Raw genomic sequence first — 19399 nt, forward strand, 5'->3', positions numbered from 1 at the left:
CGAATATAAAAAAAGTTTGTACACTTATAATACATACTTCAAAAGGAAGGAAGAAAGCAATGATTTACCCTTATAAAGACAAATATCCAAAAATTGCTGAATCAGCATTTATTGCAGATTATGTCACCATCACAGGCGATGTTATGATCGGGGAAGAAACGAGTATTTGGTTTAATACGGTCATTCGCGGTGATGTAGCGCCAACTATCATCGGCAACCGCGTCAATATTCAAGATAACTCGGTTTTGCACCAAAGCCCAAACAATCCGCTCATTATTGAAGACGATGTCACCGTCGGCCATCAGGTCATTTTGCATAGTGCCATTATCCGAAAAAACGCCTTAATCGGCATGGGATCGATTGTGCTCGACGGAGCGGAAGTCGGCGAAGGAGCGTTTATCGGTGCAGGAAGCCTTGTTCCTCAAGGAAAAAAAATTCCGCCGCGCACCCTTGCCTTCGGACGTCCTGCCAAAATCGTACGGGAGCTAACGGAAGAAGATGAGCGTGAAATGGAGCGCATCCGCCGCGAATACGTCGAAAAAGGGCAATATTACAAATGGCTCCAAAAACATCAATAAACGCCCCTTTTCCGCTTGCAATATTTTTCACCGGCTATATGATTATGATAGGATAGGGAATTTATAAAATAGGGAGTTCGCCGTATGTCGATTCATATACTTTTCCTATTAATCGCCAGTCTCATGGGCGTTGGTATCGTTTATTGGCTTAAACCGATGTGGAAAGCTACTGTCGTTTCCTTTTGTTTAACGATTTTAGTCGTCCCGCTCTTATCGCATCAGCAAATGAAAAGCGCGATCGAGCAATGGGGAAAATTAGATTTCATAAAAAAAGAGGCGCAGCTACGTCAAGTCGTATCTTCCTTTGTAGACGGGAAGATTAAGCCATTTGTGCTGCTTGATGTTCCACTCATTCAACAGCTACCGGAACTTCCGCGCGGCTGTGAAGTAACGAGTTTAGCGATGCTTCTTGAAGATGCAGGGGTGCAAGTGGATAAAGTGACACTCGCCAAACAAGTCAAAAAAGACCCGACGCCATTTCAGCGCCGCAACGGAAAAGTGTATTTCGGGAACCCTCATAACGGGTTCGTCGGCGATATGTATTCGTTGACGACTCCAGGACTTGGGGTATACCATGAGCCCATTGAAGAACTGGCCGAACAATATTTGCCGAACCGAATCGTCAATTTAACAGGGAGCGACTTTAGCGCACTGCAAAAATATCTTTCCAACGGCTCGCCGATTTGGATTATCACCAACAGCACGTTTCAAAAGCTTCCCGAATCCGCGTTTCACGAGTGGGATACACCGAGCGGTCCGATTAAAATTACGTATTACGAACATTCTGTCGTCATTACCGGCTATGACCACGACTATATTTATTTTAATGACCCTCTTTCTGATCAGAAAAATAAAAAAGCACCCAAAGACGACTTTGTAGAAGCTTGGGTGCAAATGGGAAGACAGGCGATTACGTATCAATCGAATTAGAGCGATACGGGTTGCTTGTCTTTTTTATATAAATACGAGAAATCATATTTTTTTTCGATATACACTTGATGCCAGATCATGAAAGCGAGCACCGTCCAAATTTTTCGGCTATGATCGGCTTTGCCAGCGCAATGCTCGTCCAGCAGGCGATATAGTACGTCTTTCCGGAACAAATGATCTGTATCGCTTTCTTTGATGATCGTTTTCGCCCAGTCGTGCATTTCATTTTTCAACCAATGGCGAATCGGAACCGGAAAGCCGAGTTTTTTCCGGTGCAGGACATGATCAGGAACAATGCCTTCTGCCGCTTTCCGCAAAATATATTTTGTCGTATTGTGAGCCGTTTTCCACTCCGGCGCAATTTTAGCAGCTACCGCAAATACTTCTTTATCGAGGAATGGAACGCGCAATTCTAGTGAATGCGCCATCGTCATTTTATCCGCCTTCAATAAAATATCGCCGCGTAGCCATGTATGGATATCGACATATTGCATCCGGTTAACCGGCGGGTAGTGGGTCGTGTCTTCATAAAGAGGGCGCGTAATGTCAGTATAGTACAACCCATCGCGATAGCTTTTCAGCAACTTCCTTTTTTCCGCTTCGCTGAACATTTTCGCATTGCCGATATACCGCTCTTCTATTGGCGTTAAACCGCGCTCAATAAAGCTTTTTCCTTTCACACCTTCTGGAAGCATACGAGCGATCACGCGCAATGCCGATTTGGCCGCATTCGGCATCCGCTCAAACACCTCAAGCGACTGCGGTTCGCGATAAATGTTATAGCCTCCAAACAGCTCGTCCGCCCCTTCCCCTGAAAGAACGACCGTGACATGCTTTCTCGCTTCGCGGGCTACGAAATAAAGCGGCACAGCTGCTGGATCGGCAAGTGGATCGTCCATATGCCACATAATTTTCGGCAATTCATCCATATATTCTTGCGGAGAAATGACGTAACTAATATTTTCGACGCCAAGTTTTGCGGCCGTTTCTTTTGCTACATCAATTTCACTAAACCCTTCCCGTTCAAAACCGACCGAGAACGTTTTAATATTCGGGTGAAACTGCTTCGCAATCGAGGCGATCAGCGATGAGTCGATTCCTCCTGATAAAAACGACCCAACCGGTACGTCGCTGCGCATATGCACTTTCACGGAATCAAACAAGACGTCGCGAATTTCTTTCACCAGTTCGTCTTCTGATTGAACGATCGGGTGAAACGTTGCTTTCCAGTATTGCTGAATCGTTAACGGTTCACCGACTTTCTTTTTAATATAATGGCCTGGCTCTAATTTTTGAATGTCAGCCGACATTGTTAACGGTTCAGGAACATACTGAAACGTTAAATAGTGCTGCAATGCATCATAGTGAAGGGAATCATGCCCGAGCGCATGCAAGATGCTCTTTTTCTCCGATGCAAAAAACGTACGACCATCTTGTTGGAAATAGAAAAACGGTTTAATGCCAAACGGGTCACGCGCCGCAAAAACAGTTTTTTCTTCTTTATCCCAAATGACAAAGGAGAACATGCCGCGCAGCTTTTCAACCGCTTTTTCTTTTTCATGGCTGTAAAGGGCAATGATGACTTCTGTATCCGAATGGGTCGCAAATTCATAGCCTTGCTGCAATAGTTCCTCGCGCAATTCAACGTAGTTGTAAATTTCCCCATTAAAAATAATCCAATATCGCTCGTTTTCATAAGAAAGCGGCTGATGGCCGGCCTCTAAATCAATAATGCTGAGCCGTCGGAAGCCGAAATGGACGTAATCATCAAAAAAATACCCGTCATCATCCGGTCCGCGATGTGTAATCATATTGTTCATTTCTTCAAATGTTTGTTTCCATTGTTCGTCAATCACTTTCGGTTGGTCATGAACACATCCAATAAAACCGCACATGCCGTTCACCTACTTCTCTTTGTATTCAACTTGAAAATTATATCATATATTTGGACATTGAAACATTACATTTATTTTAGCCATTGATTCGTCGAAAATTTCTCTCATTCGTTTCACCTTTCCCGTGAAAAAAGAAAGAGAGCTACGACATGTAACTCTCTTTTGATCCCCATTACTTCGCCAACGCAAGCGCTTGTTCTTTTAACGCTTCCGCTTTGTCCGTGCGTTCCCATGGAAGGTCGATATCCGTACGGCCAAAATGACCATAAGCTGCTGTTTGTTTGTAGATCGGACGGCGTAAATCTAACATTTTAATAATTCCCGCTGGACGAAGGTCAAAGTTGTTGCGTACTACTTCAATTAAAATGTCTTCTGACACTTTGCCTGTTCCGAACGTGTCGATCGAAATGGATACTGGTTTCGCCACACCGATCGCATACGCTAATTGCACTTCGCATTTATCGGCAAGGCCAGCCGCGACAATGTTTTTCGCTACATAACGAGCAGCATATGCGGCAGAACGGTCCACTTTTGTCGGGTCTTTTCCAGAGAAGGCGCCACCGCCGTGACGAGCATAGCCACCGTACGTATCGACGATAATTTTGCGGCCAGTTAAGCCTGCATCCCCTTGCGGACCGCCGATGACGAAGCGGCCTGTCGGGTTGATAAAGTATTTCGTATTTTCGTCGATCAATTCCGCTGGAACGACAGGTTTAATGACATGTTCTTTAATGTTGCGCACAATTTGGTCTTGCGTAATTTCCGGATGGTGTTGTGTTGATACAACGATCGTATCGATGCGGACTGGTTTGCCGTTTTCATCGTACTCAACCGTCACTTGTGTTTTTCCGTCTGGACGCAAGTAAGGTAAAATGTCTTCCTTGCGAACTTCTGCCAATCGGCGTGCTAATTTATGTGCCAATGAAATTGGCAGCGGCATTAGCTCTTTCGTTTCATTGCAAGCAAACCCGAACATTAACCCTTGGTCACCGGCACCGATCGCTTCGATTTCTTCGTCGGTCATCTGACCTTCGCGCGCTTCTAGCGCTTTATCTACACCCATCGCAATGTCCGGGGACTGTTCGTCAATCGAGGTTAAAACCGCGCATGTATCGGCGTCAAACCCGAATTTCGCACGCGTATAGCCGATTTCACGAATCGTATCACGAACGATTTTCGGGATATCGACATACGTCGATGTTGTAATTTCTCCGCTCACTAGCACTAGACCAGTTGTCACGCTCGTTTCGCATGCGACGCGCGCATTCGGGTCTTTTGCTAAAATGGCATCTAAAATCGCGTCGGAAATTTGGTCACAAATTTTGTCCGGATGGCCTTCTGTTACAGATTCCGAAGTAAATAAACGGCGTTTTGCTGACATTCGTCGATTTCCTCCTCTTTATTCTGTTCATCATCGAGAGGCTTGACTTGTGCCCCTTGTAAAAAAGTTGATACGGCACTCATTTTCCCACTTCTATCAACGAAAAAACCTTTCCTTCAACTCCGAGGAAAGGTGATTGCATTCATATCGAGCCTTTCACTCTTATCGTTCAAGGGCATTGCCTTGCCACAGGTTAGCACCATTTCACATGTACAATTGTTGTGACGGTTGCTGGGTTTCATTGGGCCTGTCCCTCCACCAACTCGGGATAAGAGTAACCGTTCAATATGTTATCATAGCTTAAATCATAAAAAAAAGTCAACAACGTTTCGCAAATTTTTCGCGGATCCAATTAGAAAAAAACTCCTCTATGTTTGTGAAACAAAATAGACAAAAATAAAAACAAAAATTACATCAAATAGTATGGACTAATTATTTAAATGTGTTATACTTTTTTTCAAGGGTATAAATTAACAAAAAAAAGGTAGGTTTTGTATATGAGCATTGTTGACGTCACAAATAAATTGGCTGTATTGCTTCATCATTCAAACGTACGGGAAAATTTATCTGTTCCTCAATTAGTGGAAAAAGTTCTTGCCCGCAAGGAAGGGATGTTGACGCTGACAGGTGCCGTCGCAACAACAACAGGAAAATATACCGGGCGTTCGCCAAAAGATAAGTATATTGTCGAAGAAGCTTCCACAAAAGAAAAAATCGATTGGGGCTCCGTTAACCAGCCGATTGCTGAAGAGGTGTTTGAAAAATTATATAATAAAGTTCTCGACTATTTAATGGCGAAAGACGAAATTTTCGTCTTTAAAGGGTTTGCTGGCGCTGACCCAAAATATCGTCTGCCAATTCAAGTGATCAATGAATTTGCATGGCATAATTTGTTCGCCCATCAGTTATTTATTCGTCCAACAGAAGAAGAATTGGCGGAACATCAGGCGGAATTTACCGTTATTTCCGCACCAACCTTTAAAGCAGACCCTGCCTTAGACGGAACGAAGTCAGAAACGTTTATCATTATTTCCTTTGAGCGTCGCGTCGTCTTAATCGGCGGAACAGAATATGCCGGCGAAATTAAAAAATCGATTTTCTCGGTCATGAACTATCTTCTTCCAGAACAAAATATTTTATCAATGCATTGCTCGGCTAACGTTGGCCAAGAAGGCGATGTTGCATTATTCTTCGGGCTTTCTGGGACAGGAAAAACGACGCTTTCCGCTGATCCGAAACGCCGGTTAATTGGCGATGACGAGCACGGCTGGTCGAACAGTGGCGTGTTTAATATCGAAGGGGGTTGCTATGCGAAATGCATTAACTTGTCGCGGGAAAAAGAGCCACAAATTTTTGACGCCATTCGTTTCGGTGCCGTGTTAGAAAACGTCGTTATTGACGAGCATACGCGCATTCCGAACTATGATGATGGTACGCTCACAGAAAATACACGGGCGGCTTATCCAATTCAGGCAATCGACAACATCGTCGATCCAAGCGTCGCCGGCCATCCGACGACGATCATTTTCTTAACAGCCGACGCATTCGGAGTGTTGCCGCCAATCAGCAAATTAACGAGAGAGCAAGCGATGTACCATTTCTTAAGCGGCTATACGAGCAAATTGGCCGGCACAGAACGCGGCATCACTTCGCCGCAAGCGACGTTCTCGACGTGCTTTGGCGCACCATTCTTGCCGCTTCCAGCAACGCGCTACGCGGAAATGCTCGGCAAAAAAATCGACGAGCACAATGTGCAAGTATTTTTAGTGAACACCGGCTGGACGGGCGGCGAATACGGCGTCGGCAGCCGCATGAAGCTACAATATACGCGCGCGATGGTGCAAGCGGCGCTTGAAGGCGAGCTCAACAATGTGGAAACGGTAAAAGATCCGATTTTCGGCTTAGAAATTCCGGCGCACGTTCCAGGCGTACCAGACGAAGTGTTGCAGCCGAAAAACACATGGGCCGATCAAGAAGCGTATGAACGGAAAGCAAAGGAGCTTGCCGAAAAGTTCCGCGAAAACTTCAAAAAGTTTGCGAACATCGATCCGAACATTGAGAAACTAGGCGGGCCGATCGTTTAAATGTCAAGGGATATCTTTCCGCTAGGAAGATATCCCTTTTATTAGTTAATCGAATGAAGTGAAACAAGTTCATATGTCACAATCGTGCGGTTGTTTGCCAGCTCAATTTTTTTCACAATCGCCTGCCCGCTCGTTTCGCTTTGCAGCGTCCGCTTCACTTCAAGCGGGATATCGATCGGATAAATGCGGTACCCTTCTTTTTCAAGCAGAAACAAATTATCTTTCACGCGCTGCTCTTTTCCTTTTGTCACAATCATCGTTTGAAACTCTAACGGCATGCCCATCATCTTCACCTCTTTCATAAAACCATTACTATTTTCATTGAACCATATTTGGCGCGATTTCTCAAATCACCCCCAAAAACCCTATATTCTCTCCTGCCCATCTTTTTGCTATAATAGAGTATATGTTTTATAGAAAAACAGCTAGAATAGGAGGACAACGATGAAAAACAAACTTCTTTTCTTCTTATCCGCTATGTTGTTCGCCTTCTTTATCGGACAAGCTCCGGCAACAGCTAAAGGAACGAATGCAGACGCATTAGTCCAGCAAGCAGAAAAATATAGCGAACAATTGAAGCGGTACATTTATGTGGAATATGCAAAAAAAATTGTTGCTGTACCACCTCAACTGTTAAACAACACTGCCAAAACGATTCAACAAGCAAAAACAGCAACCGCTAAAACAAAAGGAACAAAGCGAGCAAAATTATTTGCACGTTTAAAAGCAGTCGATACCATGTATAGTCGAGCAGTCACTTACAATAATGCCGTTCGGATCGGAACAAGCTTAAAAGACAAAACAAATCGACTAACCGTTTCTTTTAAGCAAAATCCAGCAAGCGACCAAATGGAATCGATGTATGTTTCCGTTCAAACCGAACTGAAAAATTTCGATAGTGCCTATCAACGAGTATATGGGGCACCGACGCGGACAGCGCTCTATCGTACATATCGCGCACCAGCAGAGCAAGCAATCAATCAAACAAAAACAGCATATGCTTTAAAAATGGAGTTTAACAAACTTCGCCAAGCGATTCGCTACAGTAAAAGCGAAGCCACTATTTTCAATCAAATCGACAAATTTGAAGCACGTCTGATGGGTGTAAAAACCAATCGTCCCTTGTTCACTGCCTTTTCCAATTCTTATGAAGATGTTTTAAAAGCACAAGGAACGTCACAAGGAATTTCAACGTTAATCTTAAAAAAGATTATTGCCCAAGAAAAAAGCGTTCTTTTCTTAGAGATGTTTAACGAAGCGAACGAGCCGATCGCTCAAGCAAGTGGCTTTGTTGTCGGCAAAAGTACGATTTTAACGAACTTCCATGTCGTGCAAGGCGCAGCGAAAATTGTAGCATACGACGAAAATGGAAATGAAATTCCGATTCGCGGAGTTGTTCAATACGATGAAACAACAGATTTAGCACTTCTCGCGACGAAAACGGATTTGGCGTTACCTGCGCTTAAAATAGGGGATACTTCCTTGCTTGAAAAAGGGGATCCAATCGTCACGATTAGCAGTCCAGAAGGGCTGATGAACACCGTATCGACAGGGATTATTAGTAATCTTCATTTAATGGAAGATGAATCAGGAAACGAAGTCCGACTTATTCAAATTACCGCGCCGATTACACACGGAAGTTCTGGAGGAGCGTTGTTTAACGAATTCGGGCATGTCATCGGCGTTACGTCTTCGGGATTTGACGTCGAGAATATTAACTTTGCCGTAGACATTGTTCATGCAGCACATTGGATTTCGTTTTATAAGGAAAAAACAGCCGCATCTCTCACGGTCATTCCTTATCAGTTATTGCCTGCTCCACAAGATGGAAACACACCTCCATCCGAAACAGGTAGTACGATACCAACAACCGGGACAACCACATCGCCGCCAACTATGCCAATAAGCACAAGTAAACTATATCTCGATTTTCAAGCAGTCGAAACGGTGATGCACCCGACGAAACCGATTTTATATGCGCTTGATGGCAATAAAAACGTCGTCGAAGTTAACTTAGAAACAAAAACAGCGAAAAAAATTTCTTTGCCGCTAGCACCCGAACGGCTATATTTCGCAAATAACGAGCTATATGTTACACTGCCAAAAAATGAGCATAGCGGCACATGGTGGGAGGATCAACAAGAAGGCGCGTTCGCTATTATTGATGCAGAAACGTTCTCATTAAAAGCAGTCGTTGATATTCCGCTCGATCCGTGGGATATCGTCGCAGATAGCCAATACATCTACATTTCCAGCGGGTCTGGTCAATGGACGTACTTAAAAGTATATTCCCGCCAAACGCTATTAGAGGTCGCACGCGTATACGGCATTTACCAACAGTCGTTTTTAGCGATGCATCCAGACGGCGGAAAAGTGTATGCTATTACCACCGGATTAAGCCCGCGAGATGTAGAAACGTACGTATTTAACGATGGAAAAATGGTTTCACACTATGACTCCCCGTACCATGGCGATTACAACTTAAATACGAATATGACGATTTCACCAGACGGACAGTTTCTTTTTAATGGCTCGGGCGTCATTTGGCAAGCAGCTGCCGGGCAAAAATTTGATATGACGTATGTGACAACGCTCTATAATTCATATCAACATATCGCTTTCTATCTTGCGAAAAATGTGTTTTACACAAGCAAAGGAAAAACGATTGATGTTTACGATTATACTACTTTTCAACGCGTGAAAAGCTATCCATGGAATCAAGAGCTTCAAAAGCTATACGTACAAAACAACCAACTTATTACGTTATACAAAGAAGGAGCTCGGTATGTCGTCCAAACATATCCGTTGAACGAGCAAGGAATGCTTATTTATCAGTAGCAAAAAAGCATGGGAAAGGGAAAACCTTTTCCATGCTTTTTCATTTCTTTCCCCTTGCCACAGGTGCTTCTTAGGCATTCACACATTTTTTTCACCAGCATACGATAAGGTAAATTCATGAAAAGGAGGTAGGAGCGGATGAGAAAATGGCTACGCATCGCTCTTATGTCATTGCTTACGATCTTTTTAGCCATTCCAGTTGCCTGCACGAAACAAGAAACAATAAAAACTATTCGGGTGGCGGAAGTGACACGTTCGATTTTCTATGCTCCGCAATATGTTGCCCTCGCCAAAGGATTTTTTAAAGCAGAAGGGCTCAACGTCGACTTAACGACGACATGGGGCGGGGATAAAACGATGACGACCCTTCTTTCCGGGGGGGCTGACATCGCCTTAGTCGGTTCAGAAACAACGATTTACGTTTATAGCCAAGGAACGAGCGATCCGGTCATTAACTTTGCCCAGCTAACCCAAACAGACGGAACGTTTCTCGTTTCCCGTAAAAAAATCGACAACTTCTCATGGGAGATGTTGAAAGGAAGCACTTTCCTCGGTCAGCGGAAAGGCGGTATGCCACAAATGGTCGGGGAGTTTGTCTTAAAAAAACACGGCATCGATCCACACAAAGACTTAAACTTAATCCAAAACATCGATTTTGCCAACCTTGCCAATGCTTTTGCCAGCGGCACCGGTGACTACGTGCAGCTATTCGAACCAACGGCTAGCATTTTTGAACAGCAAGGAAAAGGCTATATCGTCGCTTCGTTCGGAACAGAATCCGGTCACGTCCCGTATACGACATTCATGGCGAAACAAAGCTTTATGAAAAACAATCAAGACACTGTCGAAAAATTCACTCGCGCCCTTTACAAAGCACAACAATGGGTCGATGCACATAGTGCAGCAGAAATCGCTAAAGTCATTCAACCGTATTTTAAAGATACAGACATCAACCTAATCGAAACGGTCGTTGATCGCTACAAGCAACAAGGTTCTTATGCAACCAATCCTATTTTAGATGAAAAAGAATGGGAGAACTTACAAAACATTATGAAAGAAGCTGGCGAACTGCCGAAACACGTTGATCACGACATCCTTGTCAATACCTCATTTGCGAAAAAAGCAATGGCGAAATAATCGTGGCAGGTGAAACCCATGAACTTTTTAGTCGTCCATCGCATCAGTCATACGTACTTTACGGAAAAAACAGCAATCACTGCATTAGACAATGTGTCGCTTTCCATTGAGAAAGGAGAATTTGTCTCCTTTCTCGGCCCAAGCGGCTGCGGAAAAACGACGCTGCTTTCGATCATTGCTTCCCTCCTTCGTCCAACAGAAGGAACGGTTACATTGGAAGGGGAAAAAATTCAATCGATGCATCCATCTGTCGGCTACATGCTGCAACAAGATTATTTATTCCCGTGGAAAACGATCGAAGAAAACATTTTGCTCGGACTAACTATTATGGGCATCGACACACCGGAAGCACGGCAACAAGCGATCGATTTATTGAACCACATCGGTCTGAAAGGGACAGAACATTATTATCCGAACCAACTGTCGGGAGGAATGCGCCAACGGGCAGCGTTAGTACGGACAATGGCAACCAATCCGAAAATATTGCTACTAGATGAGCCATTTTCCGCGTTAGATTACCAAACGAAATTAAAATTAGAAGAGCTCGTTTGGCAAACGTTGAAAGACTATGGAAAAACAGCATTACTTGTCACGCACGATATCGGCGAAGCGATCGCGATGAGCGACCGTATTTTCTTATTCTCAGCAAAACCAGGACGGCTCGTTCGCACCTTTCTCGTTCCGAGCGAATTGCGGCAACTGTCACCATTTCACGCCCGACAACATCCTTCGTTTTCCGATTTGTTTCAATTTCTTTGGAAGGAGCTTGATTCCCTTGAACCTAATCAATAACCGCCTTCAAGACCTTCATGCCCAATATGTCGCGTCGCTCCGCAAAGAAAAACGGCTCATCCGATGGTATCAGCTTCTCATTTGCATCGCATTTTTCGCGCTTTGGGAAACGGCGAGCCGAAACCAATGGATCGATCCGCTCTTATTTAGCTCGCCGTCAGCGATTGCTGCATTATTTATACAAAAACTGAAAGACGGTTCGCTTTTTGTTCATAGCAGTGTTACGTTGTTCGAAACCGTGCTCGGCTTTCTGCTCGGAACGTTGCTCGGTACATGTTTGGCTGCTTTGCTCTGGTGGTTTCCACGCTTTTCGAAAATCGCCGATCCGTATTTAGTCATTTTAAACGCCATGCCAAAAGTAGCACTTGGACCAATTCTCATTGTCGCATTAGGACCGAATTTTTCTTCCATTATCGCCATGGGGACGCTCATCTCCGTCATCATTACGACCATTGTCGTCTACACATCTTTTCGTGAAGTCGACCCCAATTACTTGAAAGTGTTAAAAACGTTTGGTGCCAGCCGCTTTCAATGCTTTAAAGAAGCGGTATTGCCGGCATCGTTTCCGACCATTATCTCGACGTTAAAAGTCAACGTGGGACTGTCTTGGGTCGGCGTCATCGTCGGCGAATTTCTCGTTTCGAAACAAGGGCTTGGCTATATGATCATTTACGGATTCCAAGTGTTCAATTTCACACTTGTCTTATTGAGCTTACTCATCATTGCCTGCTTAGCCACCGTGATGTATCAAGCCGTTGCGTGGCTCGAAAAAAAGCTCATTAAAAACCGCTAAAGGCGTTCGGGCATAACGAACGTCTTTTTATTTCCGCGAACGTGTAAACAAGCACTTGATCTTTCATAATAAAACTGAACCGATCGTTCTCCAACAAATCCAGTGGCAATTCGTCCAGTAAGACAGGCCCGTTCGTTTCCAAATAATTGATGCGAGGCTGTAGCGCTTTTATTTCGGCAAAATAAATATTTTTCACTAACGCTTCGCCGACTTTGTATTGCCCGATATATGTAAGTTCGTCCACTGCTCCCCCCGTTTCCTCAAAAACCTCGCGAATAGCCGCCTGCTCCGCCGTTTCCCCTATTTCTATTTTCCCTCCTGGAAACTCGAGCCCACGCTCCCGATGATCGGTCAAGAGCCACCTTTCTTGATAACGGCACACGACCCACACATGATCTGGCGTTTTGGCAAAAGGATGATCTGTAAAAGACAAACACACATCATTTCCATAATAGTCTTGAAAAATAAACATATTCATCCAACCTCATCATTGTAATGTCCTTATTAATTATAGCATTTTCCTTCTCAACAAAAACAAAGATGCCTTTCTTTGAAAGGCATCTTCACGAATGTAGCCATTGCGCTAGTTGGTAATACAAAGGCAACCCAACCGTTAAATTAAATGGAAATGTAAGTCCTAGCGACATTCCTAAGTAAATCGACGGGTTAGCTTCTGGAACAGACGCACGCATCGCAGCAGGGGCTGCAATATAAGAAGCGCTCGCAGCTAACACTCCCATCAGAACGGTTCCGCCTAAAGAGAGATGCGCATAAAAACCAACGGACACGCCGATCAAGCCATACAACATCGGAAACCCAACGCCCAACATGACTAACTTTACGCCATATTTTCGAATGGCGGCAAGCTGGCTTCCTGCCGTTAATCCCATTCCTAGCAAGAAAAGAATGAGTACACTTGGGTACAAATCAATAAATAATGGTTTTACAACCGAAAGGGCATTCTTCCCTCCAAGCAACCCAATCAATAAACTACCTAACATGAGAAGAACGCTTTTTCCGAATAAGCTTTCCTTTAAAACCGGTGTGTATGCTGCGTAGGCAGAAAAATAATGGTTCATGCGATTAAGCGTATATGTCTCTTTTTCTAAAAGCTGCAAAAGAAGTAACGATACGATAATCGCCGGACTTTCTAACAACACAACAAAGGCGTTCATATAAGGTTCATAAGACGTGTGGGTCAGCTCAAGAAATGAAATTGCTGCACCGAACGTCACAATACTTACTGATCCATAGGTCGCGGCAATAGCCGTAGCATTTTTCCGATCAATTCCTATGCGACGGCAAATAGCAAAGGTAACAATAGGGATAAATATGCCAAGAAATAATGTCCCGACTAATGGACGAACGAGTTCAGTAAACGAATGTTGTGATAATTCAATTCCTCCTTTTAATCCAATCGCAATTAACAAATAAATGCTTAACGTTTCACTTAATCCTTTTGGGAATTTTAAATCTGATTTCACGAATGCTGCTATTAACCCAAGTAAGAAAAATAAAATAGCAGGGGATGTAAGATTACGAACGACAATATCCATCATCTGGATCCTCTCCTTTTTGATATAGTTTTCCATAAAAAAACCGGAAACACTCCTCGACTGATTCACCAATCGAAAAACGTTTCCGGTTTATCTTTTACTGACCGGCACTCGGCCCTTAAAAGATCGACCTATTTTCATTTTGGGAACTCCTCTTCTAAATTTTCCGTTAACAAAAATACGATGATCCGCTCTCCAGTATGAGTACTAATATCTGTATGAATGCTCGCAACGTTTTTTCCAGTCATACTTGAAATCATTTCTCTTAACTGCTCGCTGCCCGATTCGATTAATTCGGAGCGAATTCGTTTAATCGATAGCATTCCTTCTTTTGTTTCCGCTAATTTTTGTTCAGCTGGAGTTAAAATTCCTCGTAATTGAACAATAATCATATTGCGAACAATATCGGTTTTAACAGATATTGGGCCCCTTCCTAAATACTCCTTCTCCCATTGCGTCAGGGCTCGGCTAATTTGATCTTCCATCTCTCCTTTAGACTTCACTTACAATCCCCCCTTTGAAACAAAAACGGCATGCCTCACCATTCTTCCGAAGTGAAACATACCGATCCATCCTCAGCTTAAATCATCGAACAGCCGGCAAAGCTTTTTCGTTTTTGCCGCGTTTCCGCCCCAAAAACGCTAAAGCCGTCCGTCGCTATGATTTAGCTATCAATCTCTCGGTTCAATTTATTTTTTATTATAACGAACCGCTGTCTTCTGTCAAGAGAAATAATGAGATTATACAAAAAAGCCACCGAATTTGGTGACTTATCCTTCGCTTTGAATGAATCCCATCGAACGAATATGCTGTTTCGCTTCCTCATTTCCAAGCTGGTAAATAAGTTGGTAAATTTTTTTCAATGTTTCATCGTACGCATCGTTTTCACGATCATAATGGTATTGAATATAAGGGACATGCGCGCGAAAAAAATTTTGAATATCGGTCGAATAATTTTGATCGAAATATTCGCGCAGCTGAATGATTTCATCATCGGTCGCTTCAATTTGAAAATCCCATGGAGATGCCGTTTTCACTTGCGAAATTTCACCATGGGCCATTGATACATAATACGTTTTCTTTTTCTGTTCTGCCACACTATCCATCCCCTTTATTGCTCGTCTTATTTTTAGTGTGGATGAAAGCGTAAAAATTATGCTTATTTCGACTGATCTTTTAGCAACTCAATCGCCTTTTTTAAAAAATCAGGAACAGGCAATCCTGCTCTCCCGACATTTTCTACAATGGAAATAGCTTCGTTCATCATGTAGAAAAACACCGTTGCATCGCGAATAAAATGGTTACTCCAACCAATGGCAAGATCAAGGAGATGAGACACCCCAACTAAAACAAAAATGAGCAATTTTCGCACAATTCCGCGAAAACCTGCTTCGCTCGACAATTTTCCTTCGAAAGCACTCGCAATAATCCCTGTTACATAATCAATAACAACAAAGCAAATCAAAATAATGACCAATAAATCCATGCTCCCGAACATCGTTGAAAGGAGTGAACCGATCAATGAAGCCCCAAGAAAAAATGTATATTTGTTCACATTCTCCCCTCCTCCCAATTTTCCTTGCATACATTTTATGCAAATAGGAAGAAAGGAGTATAGACGTTTCCCTCATCACAAAAAAATCACTCCCGCCATGAGAGTGATCTTTGCAAAAAACTTATTTACCGAGAAACGATTTGAGCATCCACACGTGTTTCTCTAAACTTTGATGAATGCCAAGCAGCATATCGCCTGTCGTTTCATCGCCTACTTCATCAGCGAGTTTCATTCCTTCTTTCAGTTCGTGAATCATCGTTTCAAAATCGCTGACAAGCGTACCAACCATTTCTTCTGCCGTTTCATTTCCGACCGCCTCTTTGACAGACGCTTGTTCCAAACAGCCCTTCATCGTCGCTACCGGTGCTCCCCCAAGCGCCAAAAGACGTTCTGCCAACTCGTCAATATGCAATGCTGCTTCGTTATACAGCTCTTCAAATTTCGTATGCAATGTAAAAAACTGAGATCCTTTCACATACCAATGATAATGATGGAGCTTAATGTACAATACGCTCCAGTTGGCAATCTGCCGGTTGACAATGTCCGTTAATTTGCTCATGGATACTCCCTCCTCCTTCATAATATTTTCCCTCTTCACGACTGATACACTACTAATTATTCCCTTTACACTTACATTGTACACGAAAACGAAGACGCGCTCAATTTATACGTTTTATGTTACAATAGAGTCAAAAAAGAAAGTTGGAGGGTTATGTTTACAATCTTAGTGATTTCGCTCATTATTATTATCGTCGTGCTTGTGTTGGCAGTCGCAACAACATCAAAAGCATATCAGTATAAACATACCGTCGATCCAATTGACAACAATCCACATTTGTCTGAAACGGAACAAAAAGAGAAAGAGTAAAGCGACCATGTTTCGATGGTCGCCTCATGATTTATCCAAACACTTTTTTCAAGTCTTCTTTATCCTGTTCCAACCAAAAGCGCATGAGCTGTTTCGCGCCTTCTAAGTCATGAAGTTTTGCCTGCCCACATTGCTGCTCGGTTGCCGCAGGAACTTCTGTCGCATGTAGTGCATCTTTCATCGTTTCTTCTAATAAATCAATAATTTCTTCGACCGTAGGAGAGCCGCTGACGACTAAATAATACCCTGTTTGGCATCCCATCGGCGAAATATCAATAATGTCAAAATGATCATATTTTTCTGCATGTTTACGAATGTTAAACGCGAGCAAATGCTCGAGCGTATGAATCGCCTCTGGCTTCATCGCCTCTTTGTTCGGCTGGCAAAAACGAATATCAAATTTATTCACTACGCCATCGCTGCCGACTTTATGGACACCGCAATGTCTCACGTACGGTGCTTTTACGGCGCAATGATCGAGTTCAAAGCTTTCTACTGAAGGCATCGTATCACTCCTATTTGTTTTTTCATTACTTATCATACACATCTATCCGATTTTTTTCATCTGTTTTGTTGTGATAAAAGCAACAAACGTGAGAACTTGTCCGCTTTATGGTACAGTATGATTAGTATCCTTCGTTTGTTAGGTGTGATATACATGAAACAACTATTCATTGCGCTCATTCGTTTTTATCAAATCGTGATTTCTCCATTGAAGCCACCGACATGCCGGTTTTACCCGACATGTTCACATTACGGCCTAGAAGCCATTCGACGTTTCGGGGCGATGAAAGGCGGGTGGCTAACGATAAAGCGCATCGTCAAATGCCACCCGTTTCATCCCGGCGGCTTTGACCCCGTTCCAGAAAAAACAGAAAAATAAGCGCTCGGGCATGCTCTACGCATGTCCAGCCGACAAGTTAAACTTAGTCGACTACAGCAGAAAAGTCATCACTAGTTTTTATTAGTTAACGAATATATCTGGAAATAACATAACGGTTGTACTTTTCCTATTTTTCTTGTATTATTAATGTTGTTAAATCGTAATCGTTTCGATTTAATAACCATCATTTTTAAATCGTAACCATTTCGATATCGCAAAAAAACGCTTTACATAAGAAAGGGGAAAAACGATGAAATCCAAGCCGCTCTTATCTGTTCTTCTTGCCGCAACGTTCACATTGTTCGGCTGCAATAAACAAGAAGCAACAGAAACAGCAAAAAACAAAAATGTATTGACGGTTTACACTACCGTCTATCCACTGCAAGACTTTGCCGAAAAAATCGGGGGCAACTATGTCAAAGCAGAAAGTATTTACCCTCCTGGGATCGAAGCGCACACGTTTGAACCGACAACCGAAACGATGAAAAAACTAGCCGATGCCGATGCGTTTATTTATGTCGGTGCAGGCATGGAAGGGTTTGTTGATCAAACGATACAAGCGTTGCAAAACGAACATGTAACGTTTATTGAGGGGGCGAAAGGCATTCAGTTCTTGGATTCAACCGATGAACACGAAGCTAGCACAGAAGAACACGACGATGGTAACAAAGACCCTCACGTCTGGCTCGATCCTATCCTTTCGATTCAGGTCGCTGAAAACATTAAAAATGCTTTTATTGAACTGAAACCAGAGGCAAAAGACACGTTTGAAAAAAACTTTGCTTCATTAAAACAACAACTACAACAGTTGGATAAACAATTTCAAACGGTCGTAAACAACGCACCGAAAAAAGAAATTCTCGTTTCCCATGCCGCTTACGGATATTGGGCGAAACGATATGGCATCCGTGAAATAAGCATCGCTGGCCTTTCGCCAAGCAATGAGCCATCGCAAAAAGAATTGGCACAAATCATCGATACCGCAAAAAAACATCACATTCGCTACGTCATTTTTGAACAAAACGTCACACCAAAAGTAGCGGATATTGTAAAAAACGAAATCGGAGCCGAGCCACTTCGCCTCCATAACTTAGAAACACTAACCGAAGAAGATCGAGAAAAAAAGAAAGATTACTTTTCCATCATGAACGAAAATATCGAAGTGCTTAAAAAAGCATTACAATAACACCACTCTTTATGAGTGGTTTTTTTTATGTTTTGTGTTCCGACAACCTTCTATACGAATACAATGTATCAATGCGTGAAAAAAATTAATTTTTTAAACACAAGGAGGCTTTCAATGATGAAAAAACGAGCAATGATTGCTATTCCGGTAAGCGTCCTGTTAGTCGCATTAATGGCTTGTTCTTTTTTCTTGCTGAGTATCAAACCCGACACATCCCACATCTCTAAAGCACAAAAACTTGCGGAATATTCGAAACCAGCTGTTGTCCGAATCGTCGACTATGCGGTCGTCGAATGGGAATTTCTCGACTACAATCCGAACGTTTCCGATTATTTGAAACAAACAGGCTCTAAAACAATTATCGGCGGGGCGGGTTCTGGTGCTATTATTAGTTCCAATGGCTACATTGTCACAAATGCCCACGTTGTCGAATTTTCTAAGATGGATGACCAACAAATTGCAAATGCCGCTTTTGAACAAATAAATGGTTCAAGGTATTTCCGATCATTTCCAAGTTGACTTCGATGTAGCGTATGACTATATGGTCGAATACACACATTACGTAACTATCAAAAGAGGACTAAAAGTCATATTGCCTAGTGGAGACGTGCTCGATGGAGACATTAAAAGCTATGGTGCACCAATTAATGAAGGAAAAGACGTCGCTGTATTAAAAATCGAAGGAAGAAACTTCCCAACATTAAAGCTTGGAAACTCTGAGCACGTACAAAATCAAGACGACATCTGGGTAATCGGCTATCCAGCAGCTGCTGACTCCGATTTGCTATCCCCTGATTCCTCACTCGTTTCCTCGATGAATACTGGTCACATCTCTGCTGCTTCCAAAAAGACCGAACAAGGGAGTCCAGTGATTCAAATTGATGCTGCGGCTACACACGGAAATAGTGGTGGACCTGTCATTA

22 protein-coding genes and 1 riboswitch are annotated in these 19399 nt (G+C 43.0%); of the genes, 12 read left to right on the forward strand and 10 right to left on the reverse strand.

What is annotated here, in order from left to right; genetic code table 11:
- Nucleotides 1-59 precede the first annotated feature (59 nt).
- On the forward strand, nt 60-578 hold the full coding sequence (locus tag M4I42_RS06330) for a gamma carbonic anhydrase (protein ID WP_268851384.1): 519 nt from the start codon (nt 60-62) through the stop codon (nt 576-578).
- 84 nt (nt 579-662) lie between these two features.
- On the forward strand, nt 663-1508 hold the full coding sequence (locus M4I42_RS06335; RefSeq protein ID WP_268851385.1) for a C39 family peptidase: 846 nt from the start codon (nt 663-665) through the stop codon (nt 1506-1508).
- On the opposite strand, the gene asnB is transcribed toward M4I42_RS06335, so the two are convergent.
- Both asnB and metK read right to left on the reverse strand, forming a co-directional pair.
- Nucleotides 1505-3403, reverse strand: a complete 1899-nt coding sequence (gene asnB / locus M4I42_RS06340) for an asparagine synthase (glutamine-hydrolyzing) (RefSeq protein WP_268851386.1) — start codon at nt 3401-3403, stop codon at nt 1505-1507. The genes M4I42_RS06335 and asnB overlap by 4 nt on opposite strands.
- A gap of 172 nt (nt 3404-3575) precedes the next feature.
- Nucleotides 3576-4784: a methionine adenosyltransferase gene (metK, locus tag M4I42_RS06345; RefSeq protein WP_268851387.1), complete on the reverse strand. Its 1209-nt coding sequence runs from the start codon at nt 4782-4784 to the stop codon at nt 3576-3578.
- A 159-nt stretch (nt 4785-4943) separates the two neighbouring features.
- A riboswitch (SAM riboswitch) is annotated at nt 4944-5059 on the reverse strand.
- Between the two features lie 222 nt (nt 5060-5281).
- Here metK and pckA point away from each other — a divergent pair.
- On the forward strand, nt 5282-6868 hold the full coding sequence (gene pckA, locus M4I42_RS06350; protein ID WP_268851388.1) for a phosphoenolpyruvate carboxykinase (ATP): 1587 nt from the start codon (nt 5282-5284) through the stop codon (nt 6866-6868).
- 41 nt (nt 6869-6909) lie between these two features.
- Here pckA and M4I42_RS06355 read toward each other — a convergent pair whose 3' ends face one another.
- Entirely contained in the window at nt 6910-7152 is a 243-nt protein-coding gene (locus tag M4I42_RS06355; RefSeq protein WP_268851389.1) for a DUF2584 domain-containing protein, read from the reverse strand.
- Between the two features lie 160 nt (nt 7153-7312).
- Between M4I42_RS06355 and M4I42_RS06360 the strand changes: the two genes are divergently transcribed.
- The 4 genes from M4I42_RS06360 (at nt 7313) to M4I42_RS06375 (ending at nt 12428) form a co-directional block, all read left to right on the forward strand.
- Nucleotides 7313-9706: a trypsin-like peptidase domain-containing protein gene (locus M4I42_RS06360; RefSeq protein WP_268851390.1), complete on the forward strand. Its 2394-nt coding sequence runs from the start codon at nt 7313-7315 to the stop codon at nt 9704-9706.
- A 138-nt stretch (nt 9707-9844) separates the two neighbouring features.
- The gene (locus M4I42_RS06365) at nt 9845-10843 is read left to right on the forward strand and encodes an ABC transporter substrate-binding protein (protein ID WP_268851391.1); all 999 of its coding nucleotides are present in this window, start codon (nt 9845-9847) and stop codon (nt 10841-10843) included.
- Between the two features lie 18 nt (nt 10844-10861).
- Nucleotides 10862-11635, forward strand: coding sequence for an ABC transporter ATP-binding protein (locus M4I42_RS06370; RefSeq protein ID WP_268851392.1), 774 nt, complete (start codon nt 10862-10864; stop codon nt 11633-11635).
- Nucleotides 11619-12428, forward strand: a complete 810-nt coding sequence (locus M4I42_RS06375) for an ABC transporter permease (protein ID WP_268851393.1) — start codon at nt 11619-11621, stop codon at nt 12426-12428. Before M4I42_RS06370 ends, M4I42_RS06375 begins: the two co-directional genes overlap by 17 nt.
- Here M4I42_RS06375 and ytkD read toward each other — a convergent pair.
- The 6 genes from ytkD to M4I42_RS06405 all read right to left on the reverse strand — a co-directional run bounded on the left by ytkD (nt 12415) and on the right by M4I42_RS06405 (nt 16098).
- Entirely contained in the window at nt 12415-12900 is a 486-nt protein-coding gene (gene ytkD, locus M4I42_RS06380) for an RNA deprotection pyrophosphohydrolase (RefSeq protein WP_268851407.1), read from the reverse strand. The two genes, M4I42_RS06375 and ytkD, sit on opposite strands and share 14 nt — an antisense overlap.
- Nucleotides 12901-12991: 91 nt before the next feature.
- Nucleotides 12992-13987 carry a sodium-dependent bicarbonate transport family permease gene (locus tag M4I42_RS06385; protein WP_268851394.1) on the reverse strand — a complete coding sequence of 332 codons (996 nt, stop codon included), beginning with the start codon at nt 13985-13987 and terminating at the stop codon, nt 12992-12994.
- 134 nt (nt 13988-14121) lie between these two features.
- Nucleotides 14122-14487 (reverse strand): DUF2294 domain-containing protein, encoded by a 366-nt coding sequence (locus M4I42_RS06390; protein ID WP_268851395.1) that lies wholly within the window; start codon nt 14485-14487, stop codon nt 14122-14124.
- Between the two features lie 267 nt (nt 14488-14754).
- Complete coding sequence (locus tag M4I42_RS06395) at nt 14755-15081, reverse strand: hydrolase (RefSeq protein WP_268851396.1); 327 nt, start codon at nt 15079-15081, stop codon at nt 14755-14757.
- Between the two features lie 62 nt (nt 15082-15143).
- The gene (locus M4I42_RS06400; protein WP_268851397.1) at nt 15144-15539 is read right to left on the reverse strand and encodes a phage holin family protein; all 396 of its coding nucleotides are present in this window, start codon (nt 15537-15539) and stop codon (nt 15144-15146) included.
- A gap of 121 nt (nt 15540-15660) precedes the next feature.
- Complete coding sequence (locus M4I42_RS06405) at nt 15661-16098, reverse strand: Dps family protein (RefSeq protein ID WP_328284592.1); 438 nt, start codon at nt 16096-16098, stop codon at nt 15661-15663.
- Between the two features lie 153 nt (nt 16099-16251).
- Between M4I42_RS06405 and ytzI the strand changes: the two genes are divergently transcribed.
- Nucleotides 16252-16407 (forward strand): YtzI protein, encoded by a 156-nt coding sequence (gene ytzI, locus M4I42_RS06410; protein WP_183256419.1) that lies wholly within the window; start codon nt 16252-16254, stop codon nt 16405-16407.
- A 31-nt stretch (nt 16408-16438) separates the two neighbouring features.
- On the opposite strand, the gene M4I42_RS06415 is transcribed toward ytzI, so the two are convergent.
- Nucleotides 16439-16912: an S-ribosylhomocysteine lyase gene (locus tag M4I42_RS06415; RefSeq protein ID WP_268851399.1), complete on the reverse strand. Its 474-nt coding sequence runs from the start codon at nt 16910-16912 to the stop codon at nt 16439-16441.
- A gap of 153 nt (nt 16913-17065) precedes the next feature.
- On the opposite strand from M4I42_RS06415, the gene yidD reads away from it, so the two are divergent.
- From yidD to M4I42_RS06435, 4 genes are all read left to right on the forward strand, one after another.
- Nucleotides 17066-17290, forward strand: coding sequence for a membrane protein insertion efficiency factor YidD (gene yidD / locus M4I42_RS06420; protein ID WP_268851400.1), 225 nt, complete (start codon nt 17066-17068; stop codon nt 17288-17290).
- 250 nt (nt 17291-17540) lie between these two features.
- The gene (locus M4I42_RS06425; RefSeq protein WP_268851401.1) at nt 17541-18476 is read left to right on the forward strand and encodes a metal ABC transporter solute-binding protein, Zn/Mn family; all 936 of its coding nucleotides are present in this window, start codon (nt 17541-17543) and stop codon (nt 18474-18476) included.
- Nucleotides 18477-18590: 114 nt separating this feature from the next.
- The gene (locus M4I42_RS06430) at nt 18591-18995 is read left to right on the forward strand and encodes a hypothetical protein (RefSeq protein WP_268851402.1); all 405 of its coding nucleotides are present in this window, start codon (nt 18591-18593) and stop codon (nt 18993-18995) included.
- A 73-nt stretch (nt 18996-19068) separates the two neighbouring features.
- Nucleotides 19069-19399 (forward strand): S1 family peptidase (locus M4I42_RS06435; protein WP_268851403.1); only part of this gene is annotated, 331 nt, incomplete at its 3' end.

Origin of the sequence: Anoxybacillus sp. J5B_2022 (assembly GCF_026847645.1) — a bacterium.
Taxonomy (GTDB): domain Bacteria; phylum Bacillota; class Bacilli; order Bacillales; family Anoxybacillaceae; genus Anoxybacteroides.

What these genes read in the sequence shown, in the direction of transcription:
- ytkD (WP_268851407.1), bottom strand. Translation starts at nt 12,900, where the DNA reads ATGTTTATTTTTCAAGACTATTATGGAAATGATGTGTGTTTGTCTTTT.
- M4I42_RS06405 (WP_328284592.1), bottom strand. Translation starts at nt 16,098, where the DNA reads ATGAGCAAATTAACGGACATTGTCAACCGGCAGATTGCCAACTGGAGC.
- M4I42_RS06385 (WP_268851394.1), bottom strand. Translation starts at nt 13,987, where the DNA reads ATGATGGATATTGTCGTTCGTAATCTTACATCCCCTGCTATTTTATTT.
- M4I42_RS06360 (WP_268851390.1), top strand. Translation starts at nt 7,313, where the DNA reads ATGAAAAACAAACTTCTTTTCTTCTTATCCGCTATGTTGTTCGCCTTC.
- M4I42_RS06355 (WP_268851389.1), bottom strand. Translation starts at nt 7,152, where the DNA reads ATGGGCATGCCGTTAGAGTTTCAAACGATGATTGTGACAAAAGGAAAA.
- metK (WP_268851387.1), bottom strand. Translation starts at nt 4,784, where the DNA reads ATGTCAGCAAAACGCCGTTTATTTACTTCGGAATCTGTAACAGAAGGC.
- M4I42_RS06415 (WP_268851399.1), bottom strand. Translation starts at nt 16,912, where the DNA reads ATGCCTTCAGTAGAAAGCTTTGAACTCGATCATTGCGCCGTAAAAGCA.
- yidD (WP_268851400.1), top strand. Translation starts at nt 17,066, where the DNA reads ATGAAACAACTATTCATTGCGCTCATTCGTTTTTATCAAATCGTGATT.
- M4I42_RS06335 (WP_268851385.1), top strand. Translation starts at nt 663, where the DNA reads ATGTCGATTCATATACTTTTCCTATTAATCGCCAGTCTCATGGGCGTT.
- M4I42_RS06430 (WP_268851402.1), top strand. Translation starts at nt 18,591, where the DNA reads ATGATGAAAAAACGAGCAATGATTGCTATTCCGGTAAGCGTCCTGTTA.
- M4I42_RS06330 (WP_268851384.1), top strand. Translation starts at nt 60, where the DNA reads ATGATTTACCCTTATAAAGACAAATATCCAAAAATTGCTGAATCAGCA.
- M4I42_RS06365 (WP_268851391.1), top strand. Translation starts at nt 9,845, where the DNA reads ATGAGAAAATGGCTACGCATCGCTCTTATGTCATTGCTTACGATCTTT.
- M4I42_RS06425 (WP_268851401.1), top strand. Translation starts at nt 17,541, where the DNA reads ATGAAATCCAAGCCGCTCTTATCTGTTCTTCTTGCCGCAACGTTCACA.
- ytzI (WP_183256419.1), top strand. Translation starts at nt 16,252, where the DNA reads ATGTTTACAATCTTAGTGATTTCGCTCATTATTATTATCGTCGTGCTT.
- pckA (WP_268851388.1), top strand. Translation starts at nt 5,282, where the DNA reads ATGAGCATTGTTGACGTCACAAATAAATTGGCTGTATTGCTTCATCAT.
- M4I42_RS06370 (WP_268851392.1), top strand. Translation starts at nt 10,862, where the DNA reads ATGAACTTTTTAGTCGTCCATCGCATCAGTCATACGTACTTTACGGAA.
- asnB (WP_268851386.1), bottom strand. Translation starts at nt 3,403, where the DNA reads ATGTGCGGTTTTATTGGATGTGTTCATGACCAACCGAAAGTGATTGAC.